The sequence below is a fragment of the Paracoccus niistensis genome, from assembly GCF_042432925.1.
GTDB classification, from domain to species: Bacteria; Pseudomonadota; Alphaproteobacteria; order Rhodobacterales; family Rhodobacteraceae; genus Paracoccus; species Paracoccus niistensis.
This window is the reverse complement of record NZ_JBHLWE010000021.1, coordinates 22980-40099: the sequence shown is the minus strand read 5'-3', so window position 1 is coordinate 40099 and position 17120 is coordinate 22980. Positions and strand designations below refer to the sequence as shown.

Annotated in this window: 14 protein-coding genes and 2 pseudogenes; 10 read left to right on the top strand and 6 right to left on the bottom strand. The window is 68.2% G+C overall.

The genetic code is table 11. The annotated features are described in order from the left end of the window. Nucleotides 1-62 precede the first annotated feature (62 nt). Both ACFFII_RS08125 and ACFFII_RS08120 read left to right on the top strand, forming a co-directional pair. Nucleotides 63-968, top strand: a pseudogene (locus ACFFII_RS08125) (IS3 family transposase); the annotation flags it as partial. Between the two features lie 605 nt (nucleotides 969-1573). After that, entirely contained in the window at nucleotides 1574-2461 is an 888-nt protein-coding gene (locus ACFFII_RS08120; protein ID WP_377698392.1) for a cation diffusion facilitator family transporter, read from the top strand. A 117-nt stretch (nucleotides 2462-2578) separates the two neighbouring features. On the opposite strand, the gene ACFFII_RS08115 is transcribed toward ACFFII_RS08120, so the two are convergent. Further along, entirely contained in the window at nucleotides 2579-3826 is a 1248-nt protein-coding gene (locus ACFFII_RS08115; protein WP_377698391.1) for an Hsp70 family protein, read from the bottom strand. 328 nt (nucleotides 3827-4154) lie between these two features. Between ACFFII_RS08115 and ACFFII_RS08110 the strand changes: the two genes are divergently transcribed. From ACFFII_RS08110 to ACFFII_RS08075, 8 genes and pseudogenes are all read left to right on the top strand, one after another. Beyond that, nucleotides 4155-5564 carry a DEAD/DEAH box helicase gene (locus ACFFII_RS08110; RefSeq protein ID WP_377698390.1) on the top strand — a complete coding sequence of 470 codons (1410 nt, stop codon included), beginning with the start codon at nucleotides 4155-4157 and terminating at the stop codon, nucleotides 5562-5564. Nucleotides 5565-5760: 196 nt separating this feature from the next. Further along, nucleotides 5761-6333 (top strand): thymidine kinase, encoded by a 573-nt coding sequence (locus tag ACFFII_RS08105; RefSeq protein ID WP_377698389.1) that lies wholly within the window; start codon nucleotides 5761-5763, stop codon nucleotides 6331-6333. A gap of 108 nt (nucleotides 6334-6441) precedes the next feature. Next, on the top strand, nucleotides 6442-7608 hold the full coding sequence (locus ACFFII_RS08100) for a D-alanyl-D-alanine carboxypeptidase family protein (protein ID WP_377698387.1): 1167 nt from the start codon (nucleotides 6442-6444) through the stop codon (nucleotides 7606-7608). 14 nt (nucleotides 7609-7622) lie between these two features. Continuing rightward, nucleotides 7623-8063: pseudogene (gene tmk, locus ACFFII_RS08095) on the top strand (dTMP kinase); the annotation flags it as partial. Nucleotides 8064-8356: 293 nt separating this feature from the next. Beyond that, the gene (locus ACFFII_RS08090; protein WP_377698386.1) at nucleotides 8357-9463 is read left to right on the top strand and encodes a DNA polymerase III subunit delta'; all 1107 of its coding nucleotides are present in this window, start codon (nucleotides 8357-8359) and stop codon (nucleotides 9461-9463) included. Nucleotides 9464-9467: 4 nt separating this feature from the next. Continuing rightward, the gene (locus ACFFII_RS08085) at nucleotides 9468-10271 is read left to right on the top strand and encodes a TatD family hydrolase (RefSeq protein ID WP_377698385.1); all 804 of its coding nucleotides are present in this window, start codon (nucleotides 9468-9470) and stop codon (nucleotides 10269-10271) included. Further along, entirely contained in the window at nucleotides 10268-11068 is an 801-nt protein-coding gene (locus ACFFII_RS08080; protein ID WP_377698384.1) for an MBL fold metallo-hydrolase, read from the top strand. The genes ACFFII_RS08085 and ACFFII_RS08080 overlap by 4 nt, the downstream gene beginning before the upstream one ends. Further along, a complete protein-coding gene (locus ACFFII_RS08075) occupies nucleotides 11065-12009 on the top strand; it encodes an AEC family transporter (RefSeq protein ID WP_377698383.1) in 945 nt (314 codons plus the stop codon). The genes ACFFII_RS08080 and ACFFII_RS08075 overlap by 4 nt, the downstream gene beginning before the upstream one ends. Here the strand turns inward: ACFFII_RS08075 and ACFFII_RS08070 are convergent. Genes ACFFII_RS08070 through ACFFII_RS08050 form a run of 5 tightly spaced genes read right to left on the bottom strand, consistent with a single transcriptional unit; the run spans nucleotide 12006 to nucleotide 17080 of the window. After that, nucleotides 12006-12563, bottom strand: coding sequence for a hemerythrin domain-containing protein (locus tag ACFFII_RS08070; RefSeq protein ID WP_377698382.1), 558 nt, complete (start codon nucleotides 12561-12563; stop codon nucleotides 12006-12008). The two genes, ACFFII_RS08075 and ACFFII_RS08070, sit on opposite strands and share 4 nt — an antisense overlap. Then, the gene (locus ACFFII_RS08065; RefSeq protein ID WP_377698381.1) at nucleotides 12560-13531 is read right to left on the bottom strand and encodes an ABC transporter permease; all 972 of its coding nucleotides are present in this window, start codon (nucleotides 13529-13531) and stop codon (nucleotides 12560-12562) included. The genes ACFFII_RS08070 and ACFFII_RS08065 overlap by 4 nt, the downstream gene beginning before the upstream one ends. A gap of 4 nt (nucleotides 13532-13535) precedes the next feature. Further along, on the bottom strand, nucleotides 13536-14831 hold the full coding sequence (locus ACFFII_RS08060; protein WP_377698379.1) for an ABC transporter permease: 1296 nt from the start codon (nucleotides 14829-14831) through the stop codon (nucleotides 13536-13538). A gap of 38 nt (nucleotides 14832-14869) precedes the next feature. Continuing rightward, entirely contained in the window at nucleotides 14870-15946 is a 1077-nt protein-coding gene (locus ACFFII_RS08055) for an ABC transporter substrate-binding protein (protein WP_377698378.1), read from the bottom strand. A gap of 54 nt (nucleotides 15947-16000) precedes the next feature. Next, nucleotides 16001-17080: an ABC transporter substrate-binding protein gene (locus tag ACFFII_RS08050; protein WP_377698377.1), complete on the bottom strand. Its 1080-nt coding sequence runs from the start codon at nucleotides 17078-17080 to the stop codon at nucleotides 16001-16003. Nucleotides 17081-17120 lie beyond the last annotated feature (40 nt).

Here is a 17120-nt window from a genome sequence, read left to right as displayed (position 1 = left end):
GATCAGTCTCCTCGCGGAGCCTGAAGCACCCAGCAGCAGGCAGACCAATGGGTCCTGACCCTAAGAAAAGCCGCGGCCTTCTTGGCGAGAGAGGGAAGCCTATGACCTTCGGCTTTATCGAGGCGGAGAAGGCCAGCTTTCCGATCAGCCGGATGTGCCATGTTCCGGGTGTCAGGCAGAGCGGCTTTTTTACCTGGCAGGATCGACCGGCCCGTCACTGCCAACATTGGGACATGACCTATTTGGCACATATCCGCACGACCTTCGCACTGTCGAAAGGGACCTACGGCAGCCCGCGCATGCACCGCGACCTCGTCGACGAGGGCCATGAGACCGGGCGGCATCGCACGACGTGGCTGATGCGCGAGAACCAATTGATCGCGCGTCAGAAGCGGCGCTGCAAGCGCACGACGGACAGCGAACATGCTTGGCCAGTCGCGCCCAATCTGATGGCGCAGGACTTCACGGTGGACGGCCCCGACCGGAAATGGGGAGCAGACATCTCCTACATCTGGACGGCAGAGGGCTGGCTCTACCTCGCCGTCGTGCTTGATCTCTTGTCCCGGCGCGTCGTTGGTTGGGCCACGAGTAATCGTCTGAAGCGCGACCTTGCCGTCGAAGCCCTGCGCCGTGCTCTGATGGCTCGCAACCCTCAACCAAGGCTGGTCCATCATTCCGATCGCCAATCGCAATACTGCTCGGTCGACTATCAGGCCTTTCTGCGCAAACGCGGCATCCTGATCTCGATGAGCGGACGTGGGAACTGCTACGACAACACGATGGTGGAAACGTGCTTAGAGACTATCAAGTCAGAGTTGATCTGGCTGATCGCCTGGCAATCTCGTCAACAGGCCGAAAACGCCGTCGGCAGATATATCGACGGGTTTTATAACCCCGTCAGGCGGCATTCATCGCTCGGCTTCCAGAGCCCTATCGCCTTCGAGCAAAAAGCCCGAGAAGTGAGCTAAAGGCTCTCCACCAAAGGCGGGCAAAGTCCATCAAGCCCCGGAACACTACACGGGTCGTCAAGCAGAACGGCGCTGTCGCCCACAGCGTCTTCGAATTGCAGCGCGGCACGTTCTGAGACAACCGTCACGCGACCGCGCCCCTTGTCCTTCTGGAACTACATAGAGCGGAAACAGACGACAGGGAGCGCGAACCGAGAGCCCCACAAGGGCGTTGCGGCGCGCCATTGCGCCGCGACCGAAGAACCCTGTGAGCCGTGCAAACCTCGCCCTCTAGCACCATGAACAGGATTACCAGGACGAGGCGAAGCCGCTGATTGATCACCCGCGCGGGGCGCGATTTTGGCGTGGCGTTGTTCCCTCTCTGGAACTGGAAGCTGCAAAGCTGGCCTCGCTGGCAATCGACATATACCGAGCTGGCCCCGCCATCGCCGCGGTGCAACCGACAGGCACTGCACCCTGCGGCCATGGCGGCGATTTCGCCAACCCCGATGCGGATCGGCCGTGGTCCGCGCGACCGAGGGTCAGATCAACGCACCGGGGTTGAGTTTGGTGCCCGCAGGGACCAAGGCAGGGCCGGGCAATCACAGTAACCGGGCAGGAGACCGATGGATCGCGTCCAGAAGATCGCCGCAGGCAGCATTGCCGTGGGCCTGCTGGTCCTCGGCCTCAAGTTCCTGGCCTGGCGGTTGACCGGCTCGATCGCGCTTTATTCGGATGCGCTGGAAAGCATCGTGAACGTCGTCACGGCGGTGGTCGCGCTGCTGGCGGTCCGCACCAGCGCCAAGCCCGCAGACGCCTCGCATCCCTACGGGCACGGCAAGATCGAGTACTTCTCGGCCGTAATCGTAGGGGTGCTGATTGTCGTGGCCGCGCTTCTGATCCTGAACGAGGCCTGGCACGGCTTCCGCGACCCCAGGCCTCTCGACGCCTCGCCCGAAGGGCTGCTGGTGAACGGCCTGGCCAGCGTCGTGAATGGCGCCTGGTGCTGGGTGCTCATCCACCGGGGCCGCCGGTTGCGGTCCCCTGCCCTTGTGGCGGACGGTCGCCACCTGCTGACGGATGTCGTCTCGTCGGTCAGCGTTCTGCTGGGCGTTCTTCTGGCAAGCGCGACGGGCTGGAGCAGCCTCGATCCCGCGCTTGCCGCGCTCGTGGCGCTCAACGTCCTGTGGTCGGGTTGGCAGCTGATGCGGGACTCGGTCGGGGGGCTCATGGATTCCGCCGTGCCCGATGCCCTGCTGGGCCGCATCCGGACCCTGATCTCGGCCAATGCCGAGGGCGCGATTGAAGCGCATGACCTGCGCACCCGCCACGCCGGCCCGATGACCTTTGTCGAGTTCCATCTGGTGGTTCCGGGCGACATGACCGTCTCGACCGCGCACGACATCTGCGACCGGCTGGAGCGCTGCATCCGCAAGGAGGTGGAGCCCGCCCATATCACCATCCACGTCGAGCCCGAGGAAAAGGCCAAGCACTCGGGGATCATTGTTCTGTAAGGGCGATGGCCGGGACCGCGCCTGCCGGGGCGGCTTCTCGCTGTCAGGACTTCGGGTGCCAGCAACGTCGACCGCATTGGCCAGCAAAGGCTCAGGTTTTGACCGGGCGCTGCAAGGCTAGGAACGTTCCAGCCCTCGGGTGGCCAGCGCAAGGCCATCCACGACCGCGGTGAAGGCTTCCGAACGGTAAAGGGCCGCCCCCTGGCATTGCGCCTGCGCGAGTTCGGACACCATCCGCATCAGGCTGGAGCCACCGACCAGGATCACGCTGCCGATCTGCCCGGCAGGCACCTGAGCGAGGGCGAGCGTCTCGGTGATCGCAACAGACAGGTCGTCCCGGCAGCCTTGCAACGCCGCCTGCAGCGAGGCGGCGGACAGGGGCGCGGACAGCCCCGGCTCGATGAAGCCCATGCCGATCCGGGCATCGCCGCCGCCGTTGGCGGCGATCTTGCCGTGCTCGACCGCGAAGGCCAGTTCATGGCCAAGTTCATGCTCCAGGACTTCGACCAGCCGTGTCAGCCGCTCGGGCGCGACTGCCAGACGTGCAAGCTGCGCCGCCTGACGGCGCGTCGCGGCCGTGTAAAGGAACGGGATCCGGGCCCAGGTCGCCAGATCGACATAGATGGCATTGGGCACCGGCAGCCGACCCGGCCCGGCTTCGCGGCGCAACTCGCCCCCGTGGCCCAGCAGGGGCATAGCATGGGCCATCGACAGCACATGGTCGAAGTCTGTCCCGCCCAGCCGGATGCCATAGTTGGCGAGGATGCGCACCCTGCCCTCCTCGGCGCGGAACACCGAGAAGTCCGAGGTGCCCCCGCCGATGTCCACGACCAGCCCGGTCATGCCCGCTGCGCCAAGGTGGTGACAGGCCAGCACGGCGGCCTCGGGTTCGGGCAGGAAGCGCACCTCTTCGAAACCTGCGGCCAGGTAGCAGTCGCGCAGGTCGGCCTCGGCCCGGGCATCTCGCACGGGGTCAGGGTGGAAATGGACCGGACGGCCGGAAAGGGCACGGGTGTGGCGGCGGCCGGTTGCGGCTTCGGCCCGTTCGCGCAGCACAGAGAGAAAGGCCGTGATGATCTGCGCCAGTGTCCGGCGCTGGCCGCCGACAAGCTGGGTTTCATGCAGCAGCGACGTGCCGAGCGCGCTTTTCAGCGCCCGCATGTAGCGGCCTTCCTCGCCGGCGATCAGCGCCTCGCCCGCGGCTTCGCCGATCCGCATGGCGCCGCCCCGTGGGGGGAAGAAGACGGCAGTGGGCAGGGTGTCCGCCCCGGCCTCGATCGGGATGCGGCGCGGACGGCCCGCGTCCAGCACGGCCGCGGCAGAGTTCGAGGTGCCGAAGTCGATGGCGAGGATATCAGAGGGCATGGCGGGCGTCCTGCTGCGGAAAGCCGCCGGGCCTAGCGGGTTCCTGCAGGACGGGCAAGCCCGCAGGGACCATACGCGGGAAAGGGCTGCAGGGCCTCCCTTGACTTTGCTGCGGAAACGCCCATGTTGCCCCTGTCGTCACCCGCTGCCGCGTGAGCAGCCGCAGGACCTTTGTCCTTGCCAGGGCCGACGCCTCAGACTGGTTCCCCATGTCACGCAGGGTTGCCGGCGGGTTTCGTATCTGACCCGCGACCCCTCGCTTGCCGCCGGCGTCCTGCCGGGGCCTTTCGCGCGTCCCGATACGGGGGACGGCGACCAAGGACATGAGATGACCGAAGACACCACGACGCGCGCTCCGCGCGCCCGCTCCAGCCAGCCCCGCCGCGACGGCGAGTTCCAGAAGCCCCGTTCTGCCGGCTTCGATGCCCGCCGCGGTCCCGGCCGCGCCAAGAAGGCCCGCGCCGAGGCCGAGCCCTTCATCCGCCGCGCGATCCCCGAGATCGACACTCCCTTCACCCGCATGGGCATCGACCCGCGTGTGGCGATCAACCTGTCCGAGCTTGGGCTGAACGAACCCACCCCGATCCAGTCCGAGGCGATCCCCGCGCTGGTCGCTGGCCGCGACCTGCTGGGCCTCGCGCAGACGGGCACCGGCAAGACGGCGGCCTTCAGCCTGCCCATGCTGACCCGCCTCGTCGTCAAGGGCGAACGCGCCGAGCCGTTCAGCTGCAAGGCCTTGATCTTGGCCCCGACGCGCGAACTCGCGACCCAGATCGCCCAGAACGTCGAGGGCTTTGCCCGCGGCACCGGCATCCGCAGCTTCCGTGTGGTCGGCGGCGCCTCGATCAACGTACAGGTGGACCGCCTGTCGCGCGGCGTGGACGTGCTGATCGCGACGCCTGGCCGCCTGATCGACCTGATCGAGCGCAAGGCCGTCCGCTTCGACCAGACCCGCTATCTGGTGCTGGACGAGGCCGACCAGATGCTGGACATCGGCTTCATCCACGCGCTGCGCCGCATTGCCCGGCTGCTGCCACGCGACCGCCAGACAATGCTCTTCTCGGCCACCATGCCGAAGCTGATGGAGGAGCTGGCCGAAAGCTACCTGACCGATCCGGTCCGTGTCGCGGTGAACCCGCCCGGCAAGGCCGCCGACAAGATCGAGCAGGGCGTGCATTTCGTGAACCAGGGCGACAAGGCCACGCTGCTGGCCGAGTACCTGTCCAGGCACCCGGGCGAGCTGGCCATCGTCTTCGGCCGCACCAAGCATGGCTCGGAAAAGCTGGCCACGCTGCTGCAGAAATGGGGCCACAAGGTCGCTGCCATCCACGGCAACAAGTCCCAGGGCCAGCGTGAGCGCGCCCTTGCCTCGTTCCGGGCGGGCGAGACGCAGGTGCTGGTGGCGACGGACGTGGCCGCGCGGGGGCTCGACATCCCCGAGGTGGCGCATGTCTACAACTACGACCTGCCGAACGTGCCGGAAAACTACGTCCACCGCATCGGCCGAACCGCCCGCGCGGGTCGTGACGGCCGCGCCGTGGCCTTCTGCGCCCCCGCGGAGGCGGGCGAACTGAGGGCCATCGAGAAGGCCATGAAGGCCGCCATCCCCGTGATCGGCGGCGAGCCGCCCGTGGGTCCCATCCCTGTCGCCCGCCCGCAGGGCCGCCCGGCCAGCGCTACCAAGCGCCCGCCGCGCCGCCCCTCGCGCGCGCCCCGCGCCCAGCAGCGGCAAGGCTGACCGTTGAGGCACCCGGCATGCCCGGGTGCCTCTCCTTGGAAAGCGTGCCGCAGGGAACCGAACGTTTCCTGCGGCACTCGTAGTTCTTCTTCGTGCAAATATCCCGCGGGGGCTCCGGGGGCGCGAAGCCCCCGGTCCGACGTCACAACCCTGTGCCCCCTTGCATCCCCACGCCTCGCTTGGCACTCGCCCGGGCATGGCCAAGCTCTATTTCCATTATTCCACCATGAACGCGGGCAAGAGCACGCTGCTCCTGCAGGCGTCCTACAACTACCGCGAGCGTGGCATGACCACGCTGCTGCTGATCGCCGCGCTGGACACCCGCGCCGGTCCGGGCCGGATCGGCAGCCGCATCGGCATCGCCGAGGACGCGCTGGCCTTCGCCCCCGACACGGACCTGTTCGAACTGATCCAGCGCGAAGGCGCTGGCACCGCCTGCGTCTTCGTGGACGAGGCGCAATTCCTGACCGCTGCCCAGGTCTGGCAACTCGCACGCGTGGCCGACGACCTGGACCTGCCGGTCATGGCCTATGGCTTGCGCACCGATTTCAGGGGAGAGCTGTTCCCCGGCTCGGCCACGCTGCTGGCGCTGGCCGACGACCTGCGCGAGGTTCGCACCATCTGCCATTGCGGGCGCAAGGCGACCATGGTCGTCCGGCTCGGCCCCGAGGGCACGCCCGTTCACGAGGGCGCCCAGATCCAGCTTGGCGGCAACGAAAGCTATGTTTCCCTCTGCCGCCGCCACTGGCGCGCAGCGATGAAAGGCTGACGTTCAGCGAATCTTTACCCGCTGCTGCCAGGCTGCCCAAGCCGGGTCACGTTGCGGGTCGGGGCCGGGTCGGGTAACGCTGGTGCCAAACCACGGAAAGGAACATTCATGCGCGCGCTTCTGTCCCGTGTGCTTGCCGGCGCCGTCACGGCCGCCCTTTTCAGCCCCCTTGCGGCATTCGCCCAGTCCTTCGACACCACGGCCCGGGCCGCCTGGGTCTATGACGTGGCGACCGGCAGCGTGCTCATGGAAAAGAACGCGCATGAGCCGATGCCGCCCGCCTCCATGTCCAAGCTGATGACCCTCTACATGCTGTTCGAGGCGCTTGATCAGGGCCAGGTGACACTTGAGACGACCTTCCCCGTCTCGACCAAGGCCAAGCAGATGGGCGGCTCGACGATGTTTCTGGACGAACTCGACCGTCCCACGGTCGAGGAACTGATCAAGGGCATCATCGTGCTGTCGGGCAACGACGCCTGCGTGGTCGTGGCCGAGGGGCTGGCCGGGACCGAGGAGGCCTTTGCCCGCAAGATGACCGCCCGGGCACATGAGCTCGGGCTGGAGGACACCCAGCTGGTCAACTCGTCGGGCTGGCCTGCGCCGGGCCACGTCATGTCGGCCAGCGACCTCGGCAAGCTCGCCCAGCATCTGGTCGAGGACTTTCCCGAGTATTACAAGTATTTCGCCCTCGATACCTTCGATTTCGACGGCCGGGCGCCGGCCAACACGCGCAACCGCAACCCGATCCTGGGACTGGGCGTCGGGGCGGACGGGCTCAAGACCGGGCACACGCAGGAAGCGGGCTACGGCCTTGTCGGATCGGCGGTGCAGGACGGGCGACGGGTGATCTTTGTCGTCAACGGCCTGCCGTCCGAGCGCGCGCGGTCCGAGGAGTCCGAGCGCATCGTCAACTGGGCCTTCCGCCAGTTCACCATGAAGACCGTGATCCCCAAGGGGGAAACCGTCGCCTGGGCCCCCGTCTGGCTGGGCCAGTCCCGCCGCGTCGCCCTGACCACCCCCGAAGGCGTGAACGTCCTGATCCCCGCGGGCGCGGCCTCGGGCGTGACCGCCGAGGCCGTGTTCAACGGTCCCCTCGAGGCCCCCTTCGAGGCCGGCCAGCGCGTGGGCGATCTCGTCGTCTCGGTCCCCGGATCGGTCGAATCGCGCCTGCCGCTGGTGACCGCGAACGGGGTGACGCGCGCGGGCTTCGTGGGGCGGCTGCAGAATGCCGCGATGCGCCTTGGCCAGCGCGCCGTCGCGGCCGTTGGCGGCTGAAGACGGCCACGCGAGTGTTCATCAGCTTCGAGGGGATCGACGGGTCGGGCAAGTCCACCCAGGCGCGCCTGCTGGCCGAAGGCCTGCGATCGGAAGGCCATGAGGTCGTGCTGACGCGCGAACCCGGCGGTTCGCCGGGGGCGGAACAGATCCGCCGCCTTTTGGTCGAAGGCCGCGCCGATCGCTGGTCGCCGGAAACCGAGCTTCTGCTGTTCACCGCCGCCCGCCGCGACCACCTGGAACGCACGATCCGACCCGCTCTGGATCGCGGCGCCTGGGTTGTGACCGACCGCTTTGCGGACTCGACCCGCGTCTATCAGGGCGTCGCACGGGCCGACCTGGCCGAGGCTGTCGAGGACCTGCACCGGCTGATGATCGGCACCGAGCCCGACCGGACCTTCGTCATCGACCTCGACCCTGCTCAGGCGCTGGCAAGGGCGACCGGGCGCGCGTCCCCTGCCATTGGCACCGCGACCACCTCGCACCCCGTTCCGCCCAGGAACGGGAATGCTGCGCAGAGCCACAGGGAAGCCGTCACCCCTGCGGAGAAAAACGGGCAGCGTGGCCCTTCGACTGGCAGCGAAACGGACATTGCCGTCGAGGACCGCTTCGAAGCCATGGGCCTCGGCTTCCAGCAGCGCCTGCGCGATGGCTTCCGCGCCCTGGCCCTCGCTCACCCGGACCGCGTCCGGCTGATCGACGGCAGCGGCCCGGCCAAGGCTGTTGCCGCCCGTGTCAGGGCCGCGCTTTGAGCGACGATCCCGAAAGCCCGATCGAATCCGACCGCGTTCCCGGCGCCCCGCATCCGCGCGAAACGCGGCGGCTGGTCGGACAGGATGCCGCCGTGGCCGCCTTTACCCGGGCCGCCGCTGCGGGTCGCTTGCATCATGGCTGGCTCATCACCGGCCCGCGCGGCACTGGCAAGGCGACGCTCGCCTGGGCCATCGCGCGTTGGCTGCTGGCCGAGGCCGGCACCCCCGACCTGTCGGTCCCCGAGGATCACCCGGTCGCCCGCCGCCTGCGCGCCCTGTCCGAGCCGCGCCTGCACCTGGTCCGCCGCTCCCTTGACGACAAGGGCCGCCTGCGGAGCGAGATCGTGGTCGAGGACATCCGCAAGCTCCTCTCCTTCTTCCACATGAGCGCGGCCGAGGGCGGGCGCCGTATCGCCATCATTGACGCCGCGGACGACATGAACACCGCCGCCGCCAACGCCGTGCTGAAGATGCTGGAAGAGCCGCCCGAGGGCGCGGTCCTTCTGCTAGTTGCCCACCAGCCCGCACGGCTGCTTCCCACGATCCGCTCGCGCTGCCGCGAGCTGCGGCTGATGCCGTTGTCGCCCGAGGATATGGCGGCGGCCTTGGCCCCCTTGGACGTGCCGGGCGACCCGGCGCGGCTGGCGGCGCTGGCGGGCGGCTCGGTCGGCGAGGCGCTGCGGCTGGCGGGACAGGACGGGCTCGACCGCTACGCCGATCTCGTCCGGCTGTTCGCCACCATGCCCGCGATGGACCGCCAGGCCGCCGCCGGTTTCGCGCAGGAGGCCGCGGGCCGTCCGGGCGCCGAGGGCGATCCCTTCGACCTGACCATGACGCTGCTCGACCGCTTCCTGTCGCGGGCCGCCCGTGCCGGGCTGATGGGGCCGCCCCTGCCCGAGGCCGCCGAGGGCGAGGGCGCGCTGCTGGCCCGACTGTCCCCCGATGATCGCGCCGCGCGCCACTGGGCCGCGGCGCAGGCGGACCTGTCCGCGCGCGCCCGTGCAGGCCGGGCGGTCAACCTTGACCCTGCGGCGCTGGTGATGGATATGCTCCTGACCCTGGCGCATGGCCCCGGCGGGACCGACGCGGCGGGCCGAGGATGACATGATGACCCAAGCCCCCGAAACCCCGCCGCAGCTGGTGGACAGCCACTGCCACCTGGACTTTCCCGACTTCGACGGCCAGCAGGCCGAACTGGTCGCCCGCGCCCGTGCAGCCGGCGTGACCCGCATGGTCACGATCTGCACCCGCCTGCGGCTGGAACCCCAAGTCCGCGCCATCGCCGAGGCGCATAAGGGCGTTTTCTACGCCGCGGGTACCCACCCGATGCAGGCGGCCGAGGAGCCGCTGGCAGCCGTCGAGGAACTGGTCGCCTTGTCCGCGCATCCCAAGTTCGTGGGCATCGGCGAGACGGGCCTCGACTACCACTACACCGCCGACAGCGCCGCCATTCAGGCCGAAAGCCTTGAGATTCACATCGAGGCCGCCCGCCGCACCGGCCTGCCACTGATCATCCACTCGCGCGACGCCGATGATGACATGGCGGCGATCCTGACGCGCGAGCACGCTGCCGGGCCGTTTTCTGCCGGGATGCATTGCTACACTTCGGGGCCGCAGTTGGCCCGGACGGCGCTGGACCTCGGCTTCTACCTGTCCATGTCGGGGATCGCCGCCTTCCCCCGCTCGACCGAGATCCGCGAAATCTTCGCCGCAGCGCCGCGCGACCGGGTGCTGGTGGAAACGGATGCTCCCTTCCTTGCCCCCCCGCCTCATCGTGGCAAGCGCAACGAACCGGCCTATGTCGCCCATACGGCCCGCGTCGGAGCCGAGCTTTACGGCATGACGCTGGCCGAGTTCGCGGCCCTGACCAGCGCGAACTTCGACCGGCTGTTCCCGAAGGCCGCCGCATGATCCGAGCCACGATCCTGGGCTGCGGGTCGTCGGGCGGCGTCCCGCGCCTTGGCGGCCACTGGGGCGAGTGCAATCCCGAGAACCCCAGGAATCGCCGCCGCCGCTGCTCGCTGCTGCTGGAACGGACGGGAGCGCAGGGCACGACGCGGGTGCTGATCGACACGGGACCGGACCTCGTGCCGCAGCTTCTGGACGCGGGCGTGGGTCTGCTGGACGGGGTGGTCTGGACGCATCCGCACGCCGACCACATCCATGGCCTCGACGACCTGCGCCAGATCGTCCACAACCGGCGATCAATCCTGCCGGGCTGGGCCGACCGGCCGACGGCGGCGGCGCTGCACAAGCGCTTCGGCTATGCCTTCGAGACGCCGGAGGGTTCGCCCTATCCGCCGATCCTGGAACTGCACCTGATCGGCGGGCCCTTTGCCGTGCCCGGCAAAGGCGGCCCCATCCACTTCACGCCCTTCACGGTCGATCACGGCATCCCTGCATTGGGCTTCCGCATCGCCGAGGAAGCGGATGGCCCTGCGATGGTCTACCTGCCCGATGTGCTGGCGATCCCCGAGGATGTCTGGCCCGCAATCATGGAACCCGAGGTCTTCATCTGCGACGCCCTGCGCCGCACGCCCCATCCCAGCCACGCGCACCTTGCGCTGGCGCTAAAGTGGATCGGGCGTTCGCGCGCCCGGCGCGGCATCCTCACCAACATGCACATCGACCTCGATTACGACGCCGTCATGGCCGAGACGCCGGACCACGTCATCCCCGCTTATGACGGGATGACGATCGAGCTGTGAGCGCCCTTTTCGACGTCATCTTGCCGGTCTTCCTTGTGATCGGCTTCGGCTATCTTGTGGCTTGGCGGGGATGGTTCGGTCCTGCCGCCGTGGACGGCCTGCAACGCTATGCCCAGAACTTCGCGGTGCCGGTGCTGCTGTTCAGCTCCATGGCGGCGCTGGACCTGTCGGCCGAGTTCGACCCCTGGCTGCTGCTGTCCTTCTACGCGGGGGCGCTGACCTCGTTTCTGGTCGGCTGGATCATCGCGCGCCGGGTGATCGGCCGGACGCCCGAGGACGCGGTGGCCATCGGCTTCGCCTGCCTCTTCTCGAACTCGCTGCTGCTGGGCATCCCGATCATGGAGCGGGCCTATGGACCGCAGTCGCTGGCCGGCAACTTCACCATCATCGCGCTGCATTCGCCCCTGCTCTACACGCTCGGCATCACGGTGATGGAGTTCACGCGCGCCCATGGCACCGGCGTCGCCCCGGGACGGGTGGCGCTGCGGGCGCTGAACGGGGTGCTGCGGACGCCGCTGGTGATCGGCATCCTCTGCGGGCTGGCGATGAACCTGCTGAAGACAGCCGGGCTGGTCATGCCCGAGGGTTTCTGGGCAGCGATCGAGATGATCGCCCGCTCGGCCCTGCCGGCGGCGCTGTTCGGCTTGGGCGGCGTGCTGCTGCGCTATCGGCCGCAGGGGGACGCGGCCTCGATCGCGCTGATCTGCGGCTGCTCGCTGGTCCTGCATCCCAGCCTGACCTGGGGGCTGGGGACGGCCTTCGGCCTGGATACGGGCGCTCTGCGCTCGGCGGTGGTGACGGCGGCGATGGCGCCGGGGGTGAACGCCTATCTTTTCGCCAACCTCTACCAGTCGGCCATCCGCAGCGCGGCCTCGGCAGTGCTGATCGCGACGGCCCTGTCGATCCTGACGATCTGGGGCTGGCTGGCGATCCTGCCCTAGACCTGCACCTCGTAATAACCCAAGGCCGGGCCGATCTCGGCTTCCTCATAGCGGAAATGCGACCGCACGGCGCGGTCCAGCGCCGCGAAGCCCTGTGCGCAGGCCTCGAACCGAACAGGCGCAGGGTCCAGCGCAAGCTCGTCCGCCGCCTGGGCCAGTACCTCGATCAGGTGCTCGAGGCCGCGATGCTCTTGACGCAGCCGGATCAGGACGGCGTTCAGGCCCTCGTTCCCCTGCACCTCGAGCTGCGGATAAAGGTGGAAGTCCTCGATCTGATGGTGCGTCGTGATTGCTCGGCAGGAGGCCCCGCAGGCCGTGCCGAACAGCCGCAGGTTCTGCGCCATCGGCATCCCGCGCACGGCGGGCGCAAGCTCGTCCGGCTGCCTCAGCCCTGCGCGGATGTCGCCCATTAGGGCGCCCACGGCGGACAGGTCGCGCAGGTACCAGCGGTGGATGGCCGCCAGCCCCCGGCCGTTCAGTTCCTGGAAGGGCGACAGGGTGAAGGCGGGCGCCCGGGGGCGCGCCGCCTCGTCCTCGATTTCCTCGGGCGTCATGCCGGCGTCAAGCCGCGCAGCCGTTCGCCCCGGCGGCGCAGCAGCTCGACCGTGGCCAGCAGCGCGATCGAGAAGATCACCAGCAGCGTGGCGACGGCGAGGATCGCGGGGCTGATCTGCTCGCGGATGCCGTTCCACATCTGGCGCGGGATGGTCTGCTGGTCGGGGCCGGCGATGAACAGGACCGCCACCACCTCGTCGAAGGAGGTGACAAAGGCGAACAGCGCGCCCGAGATCACGCCCGGCAGGATCAGCGGCATCGTGACCTTGAAGAAGGTCGTCCGCGGGTTCGCCCCCAGCGAGGCCGCCGCCCGGTTCAGCGACTGGTCGAAGCCGATCAGCGTCGCCGTCACCGTGATGATGACAAAGGGGATCCCCAGCGTCGCATGGGCGAGGATCACGCCGAGGTAGGTGTTTGCCAGGCAGCCCGAGTTCGACAGCACCGGCGCCAGCAGACGCCCGAAGGTCGAGGTCGTGTCCACGCAGGCTGACGAATAGAAGAAGAACATCCCCGTCGCCGTGATGATGATCGGCACGATCATGGGCGAGATCAGGATTGCCATGATGATCCGGCGGAACGGCATCTCCGGCCGGGAGAGCCCCAGCGCCGCCAGCGTGCCCAGCACCGTCGCCAGGATCGTCGAGAAGATGCCGATGATGATCGAGTTCTTCGCCGCGCCGATCCAGCGCGCGTTGTTCCAGGCGTCCGCCCACCAACTGCCCGTGCGGGGCGCGTCGGGGTTCGCCATGCCGAAAGTCAGCAGCGTGTCGTACCACCGCAGCGAATAGCCCTCGGGGTCGAAGGAGCGCATCTTCTCGGTGAAGGTGAAATAGGGCTCGGCGTTGAAGCTGAGGGGGATCACCACCACGATCGGCGCGATCAGGAAGAAGAAGATCGCCACGCAGATCGCGATATAGGCCCAGTGCCAGATGCGCTCCAGCGGCGAGGCGTAGGTCGGCAGCGCCATCAGGTCACCCCAGCTTGAGATTGTCGATCCCGACCAGCCGGTCGTAGATCCAGTAAAGGACAAGGACGCTCGCCAGCAGGATCGCGGCAAGGGCGGCGGCCATCGACCAGTTCAGCGTCTCGGTCATGTGCATGGCGATCATGTTGGAAATCAGCTGCCCCGACGAGCCGCCCACCAGCGCCGGCGTGATGTAGTAGCCCACCGCCAGGATGAAGACGAGCAGCGCCCCTGCCCCGAGGCCCGGCAGCGTCTGCGGGAAGTAGACGCGGCGGAAAGCGGTCCAGCTGGACGCGCCGAGGCTGCGGGCCGCGCGCACATAGCTGGGATTGATCGTCCGCATCACCGAATAAAGCGGCAGGATCATGAAGGGCAGCAGGATATGCGTCATGGCGATGATCGTGCCGACCTGGTTGTAGATCAGCTTCAGCCGCCCGTCCTGCCCGACCACGCCAAGCCAGACGAGGATGTCATTCACCACCCCCTGCTGCTGCAGCAGCACCATCCAGGCGGTCGTTCGCACCAGAAGCGAGGTCCAGAAGGGCAGCAGCACCAGGATCATCAGCAGGTTCGACTTGCGCATCGGCAGGGTCGCCAGCAGATGCGCGATGGGGAAGCCCAGCAGGAAGGTCAGCCCGGTGATCACAAGCGACAGCCAGAAGGTGCGCTGGAACAGCATCACATAGACCTGCTGCCGCTCGGGCACCTGCACGATGTTGTTCTGGTCGTCCCGTGTGCGGTCCACGGCGGCCAGGTAGAAGTTCGCCGTATAGGCGGTCGAGGCCGAGCGCATCGCGCGCCACAACATCGGGTCACCCCAGTCCTCGTCGGCCTCGATCAGCGCCTCGCGGAAGGGCGGCTCGAATCCGGCGCGCGCCTTGCGGCCCGTCGAGGTGAACAGCGACCGCGTGCCCGGTACGTCATAGTTCATCCGGGTGCCCACGATACCGATCGTGCGGTTGTCGGCCGCGGTCTTCAGATCTGCGGCCAGCGCGGCAAAGGCGGCCTCGTCCGGTTGGGTGCCGGACGGGTTCTCGGCGAACCAGGCCGAGATCTGCGGCATGTTGGCTGCGAAGCCGTCGTTGTAGATCGAGCGGTGCAGCATCTGCCCGATCGGGATCACGAAGGTGACGACCACAAACAGCAGAAGCGGGGCCACCAGCAGGAAGGCCCGCCTGCGCGCCCGTGCCGAAGCGCGGGCCAGCGCGCGGGCCAGCGGCTGCCCGTCGGCGGTGGTCAGCCGCGGGCTCGCGCCGGAGGCTCCGGCAACCACTGCGGCATGGGGATCGAGAGCACTGGCCATTTCGGTCCTTTGGTCGTTGCGGCCTTGGGGGCCGTCTGTCACTCGCTGCCCAGCCACGCGGTGAAGCGGGCGCGCAGCTCGGTTTCGTGGTCGGCCCAGAAGGCCGGGTCCACGAACAGGGCATTGGTCATGTTCCGGGCCGCGGTCGGCAGGTGCGGGCTCATCGGGGTCGTGCCGTCGCCTGCGAAGTTGCCGACCATCTCCTGCGCCGAGCGGCGCGGCGGGCCATAGGGCAGGATCTCGGCGGCATCGGCCAGCACCTCGGGTGCGGTCGAGAAGGCGACAAAGTCGCGCGCCGCATCAAGGTTCGGGGCACCCTTCGGGATCACCCAGCCCTCGACCTCCATCATCTGCGCGTCCCACAGGATCGCCAGCGGCAGCCCGTCAACCTGCGCGGCCTTGAAGACGCGGCCGTTGTAGGCGTGGGTCATCGCCACCTCGCCATCAGCCAGCAGCTGGATCGGCTGGGCCCCCGCCTCCCACCAGACGATCTGGTCGCGGATGCTGTCAAGCTTCGCCAGCGCACGCTCCACCCCTTCAGGTGTTGCAAGAACGGCATAGACCTGATCCAGAGGCACGCCGTCGCCGACCAGTGCCAGCTCCATCGTGAACTGGGGCGTGCGGCCGAGGCCGCGACGGCCGGGGAAGCGTTCGAGATCGAAGAAATCCGCGGCCGAGGCCGGCGCCTGAGCCAACTTCTCGGCGTCATAGGCGATCACGGTCGAATAGATGTCGGTCGCGACAAAGCAGTCGGTCAGCGTGTGCGGCAGGAAATCCTGCGCGACCGGCCCCCCACCGGGCGGCGGCACGAGGCTGGCCGGGTCGATCGGCAAGGCGTCGCCTTCCTCGCACAGCCGCATCCCCGCACCCTGCCCGACGCTGGCCAGGTCGGCGGTGACGTTGCCCGCCTCGACCTGCGTCTTGACCATGCCGGCCGGGTCGTCCGTATCGACGAAGCGCACCGGAATCCCGGCCCGTTCCGAGAACGGCCGCGCCATCGCCTGTTCCTGCATGGCCGCGAAGTCCCCGCCCCACGATATGATCGTCAGCGGGTCCTGCTGCGCAAGCGCAGGCGTGGCAATCAGCGTGGCGGCAAGGATCAGCGTTCTGCGCATCGGTCCATCGCATCGAAAAGGCCGGGGCGCACGTCGGCGCCCCGGCGTAAGGGGTCAGCTTGCCAGCCAGGCGTTGAAGCGCTCGGTCAGCTCGGTCCCGTGGTCGGCCCAGAAGCCGGCGTCGTTGACCAGTGCCTTTTCCGCATTGGCGGGCGTGGTCGGCAGGTAGGGTGCCATCTGGGTGGTGCCGTCCTTGTAGGTCCCGACACTCGCCGCAGCCGATTTCCGCGGCGGGCCATAGGCGATGTATTTCGACAGGTCCGCCTGCCGCGCCGGGTCCGAGGCGAAGGCAATGAACTGCATCGACTTCTCGACATCGGGCGCGCCCTTGGGGATGACCCAGTAGTCCATGTCAAGGTTCGCCCCGTCCCAGACGAAGCCGAAGGGCTTGCCCTCGTCCACGATGGCGTCGAAGATCCGGCCGTTGTAGGCCAGCGTCATCGACACCTCCTTGTCGGCCAGAAGCTGCGGCGCCTGCGCGCCCGCTTCCCACCAGACCACCTGGTCCTTGATCGTGTCCAGCTTGGCAAAGGCGCGCTCCACCCCCTCGTCGGTCGACAGGACGTCATAAACCTCGTCGGGGGCCACGCCGTCGCCCAGCAGCGCGAACTCCAGCGCATATTTCGGGCGCTTGATGATGCCGCGCTTGCCGGGGAACTTGGCGGTGTCGAAGAAGTCGGCCACTGAGGCGGGCGCGCCGTTCGGGAAGGCCGAGGTGTCATAGGCGATCACCGTCGACCACACCATGATCGCGGTCGCGCATTCATGCAGCGCCTGCGGCAGGTAGTCGTCGGCAGCCGGTGTCCCGTCCGCGGCGGCGGGCAGCGCCTCGGGGTCGATCGGCTCGATCAGGCCCTCGTCGCACAGGCGGATCACGTCGGACTGCTCGACGTCGTAAACGTCGCTGGTGACGTTGCCGGCCTCGACCTCGGCCTTCAGCTTGGCCGGAGGGTCCGAGTTGTCTACCATGTTGGCCTGGATGCCGGTGGCTTCCGTGAACGGCCGGGCATAGGCCTCGTTCACCGCCGCAGCAAAGGCGCCGCCATAGGTGGTGATGTTGATCGAGTCCTGTGCCTGCGCCGTGCCCGCGGCGATCAGCGCCAGCGCCGTGCCTGCGATCAGTCGTCTTGTCATGGTTCGCTCTTTCGCAACCTTGGGGTATGGCAGCGCCGCG

Excerpts from the sequence above, each read along its gene's own strand:
- ACFFII_RS08120 (WP_377698392.1), top strand. The coding sequence starts at position 1,574 with ATGGATCGCGTCCAGAAGATCGCCGCAGGCAGCATTGCCGTGGGCCTG.
- ACFFII_RS08115 (WP_377698391.1), bottom strand. The coding sequence starts at position 3,826 with ATGCCCTCTGATATCCTCGCCATCGACTTCGGCACCTCGAACTCTGCC.
- ACFFII_RS08110 (WP_377698390.1), top strand. The coding sequence starts at position 4,155 with ATGACCGAAGACACCACGACGCGCGCTCCGCGCGCCCGCTCCAGCCAG.
- ACFFII_RS08105 (WP_377698389.1), top strand. The coding sequence starts at position 5,761 with ATGGCCAAGCTCTATTTCCATTATTCCACCATGAACGCGGGCAAGAGC.
- ACFFII_RS08100 (WP_377698387.1), top strand. The coding sequence starts at position 6,442 with ATGCGCGCGCTTCTGTCCCGTGTGCTTGCCGGCGCCGTCACGGCCGCC.
- ACFFII_RS08085 (WP_377698385.1), top strand. The coding sequence starts at position 9,468 with ATGACCCAAGCCCCCGAAACCCCGCCGCAGCTGGTGGACAGCCACTGC.
- ACFFII_RS08080 (WP_377698384.1), top strand. The coding sequence starts at position 10,268 with ATGATCCGAGCCACGATCCTGGGCTGCGGGTCGTCGGGCGGCGTCCCG.
- ACFFII_RS08070 (WP_377698382.1), bottom strand. The coding sequence starts at position 12,563 with ATGACGCCCGAGGAAATCGAGGACGAGGCGGCGCGCCCCCGGGCGCCC.
- ACFFII_RS08065 (WP_377698381.1), bottom strand. The coding sequence starts at position 13,531 with ATGGCGCTGCCGACCTACGCCTCGCCGCTGGAGCGCATCTGGCACTGG.
- ACFFII_RS08060 (WP_377698379.1), bottom strand. The coding sequence starts at position 14,831 with ATGGCCAGTGCTCTCGATCCCCATGCCGCAGTGGTTGCCGGAGCCTCC.
- ACFFII_RS08055 (WP_377698378.1), bottom strand. The coding sequence starts at position 15,946 with ATGCGCAGAACGCTGATCCTTGCCGCCACGCTGATTGCCACGCCTGCG.
- ACFFII_RS08050 (WP_377698377.1), bottom strand. The coding sequence starts at position 17,080 with ATGACAAGACGACTGATCGCAGGCACGGCGCTGGCGCTGATCGCCGCG.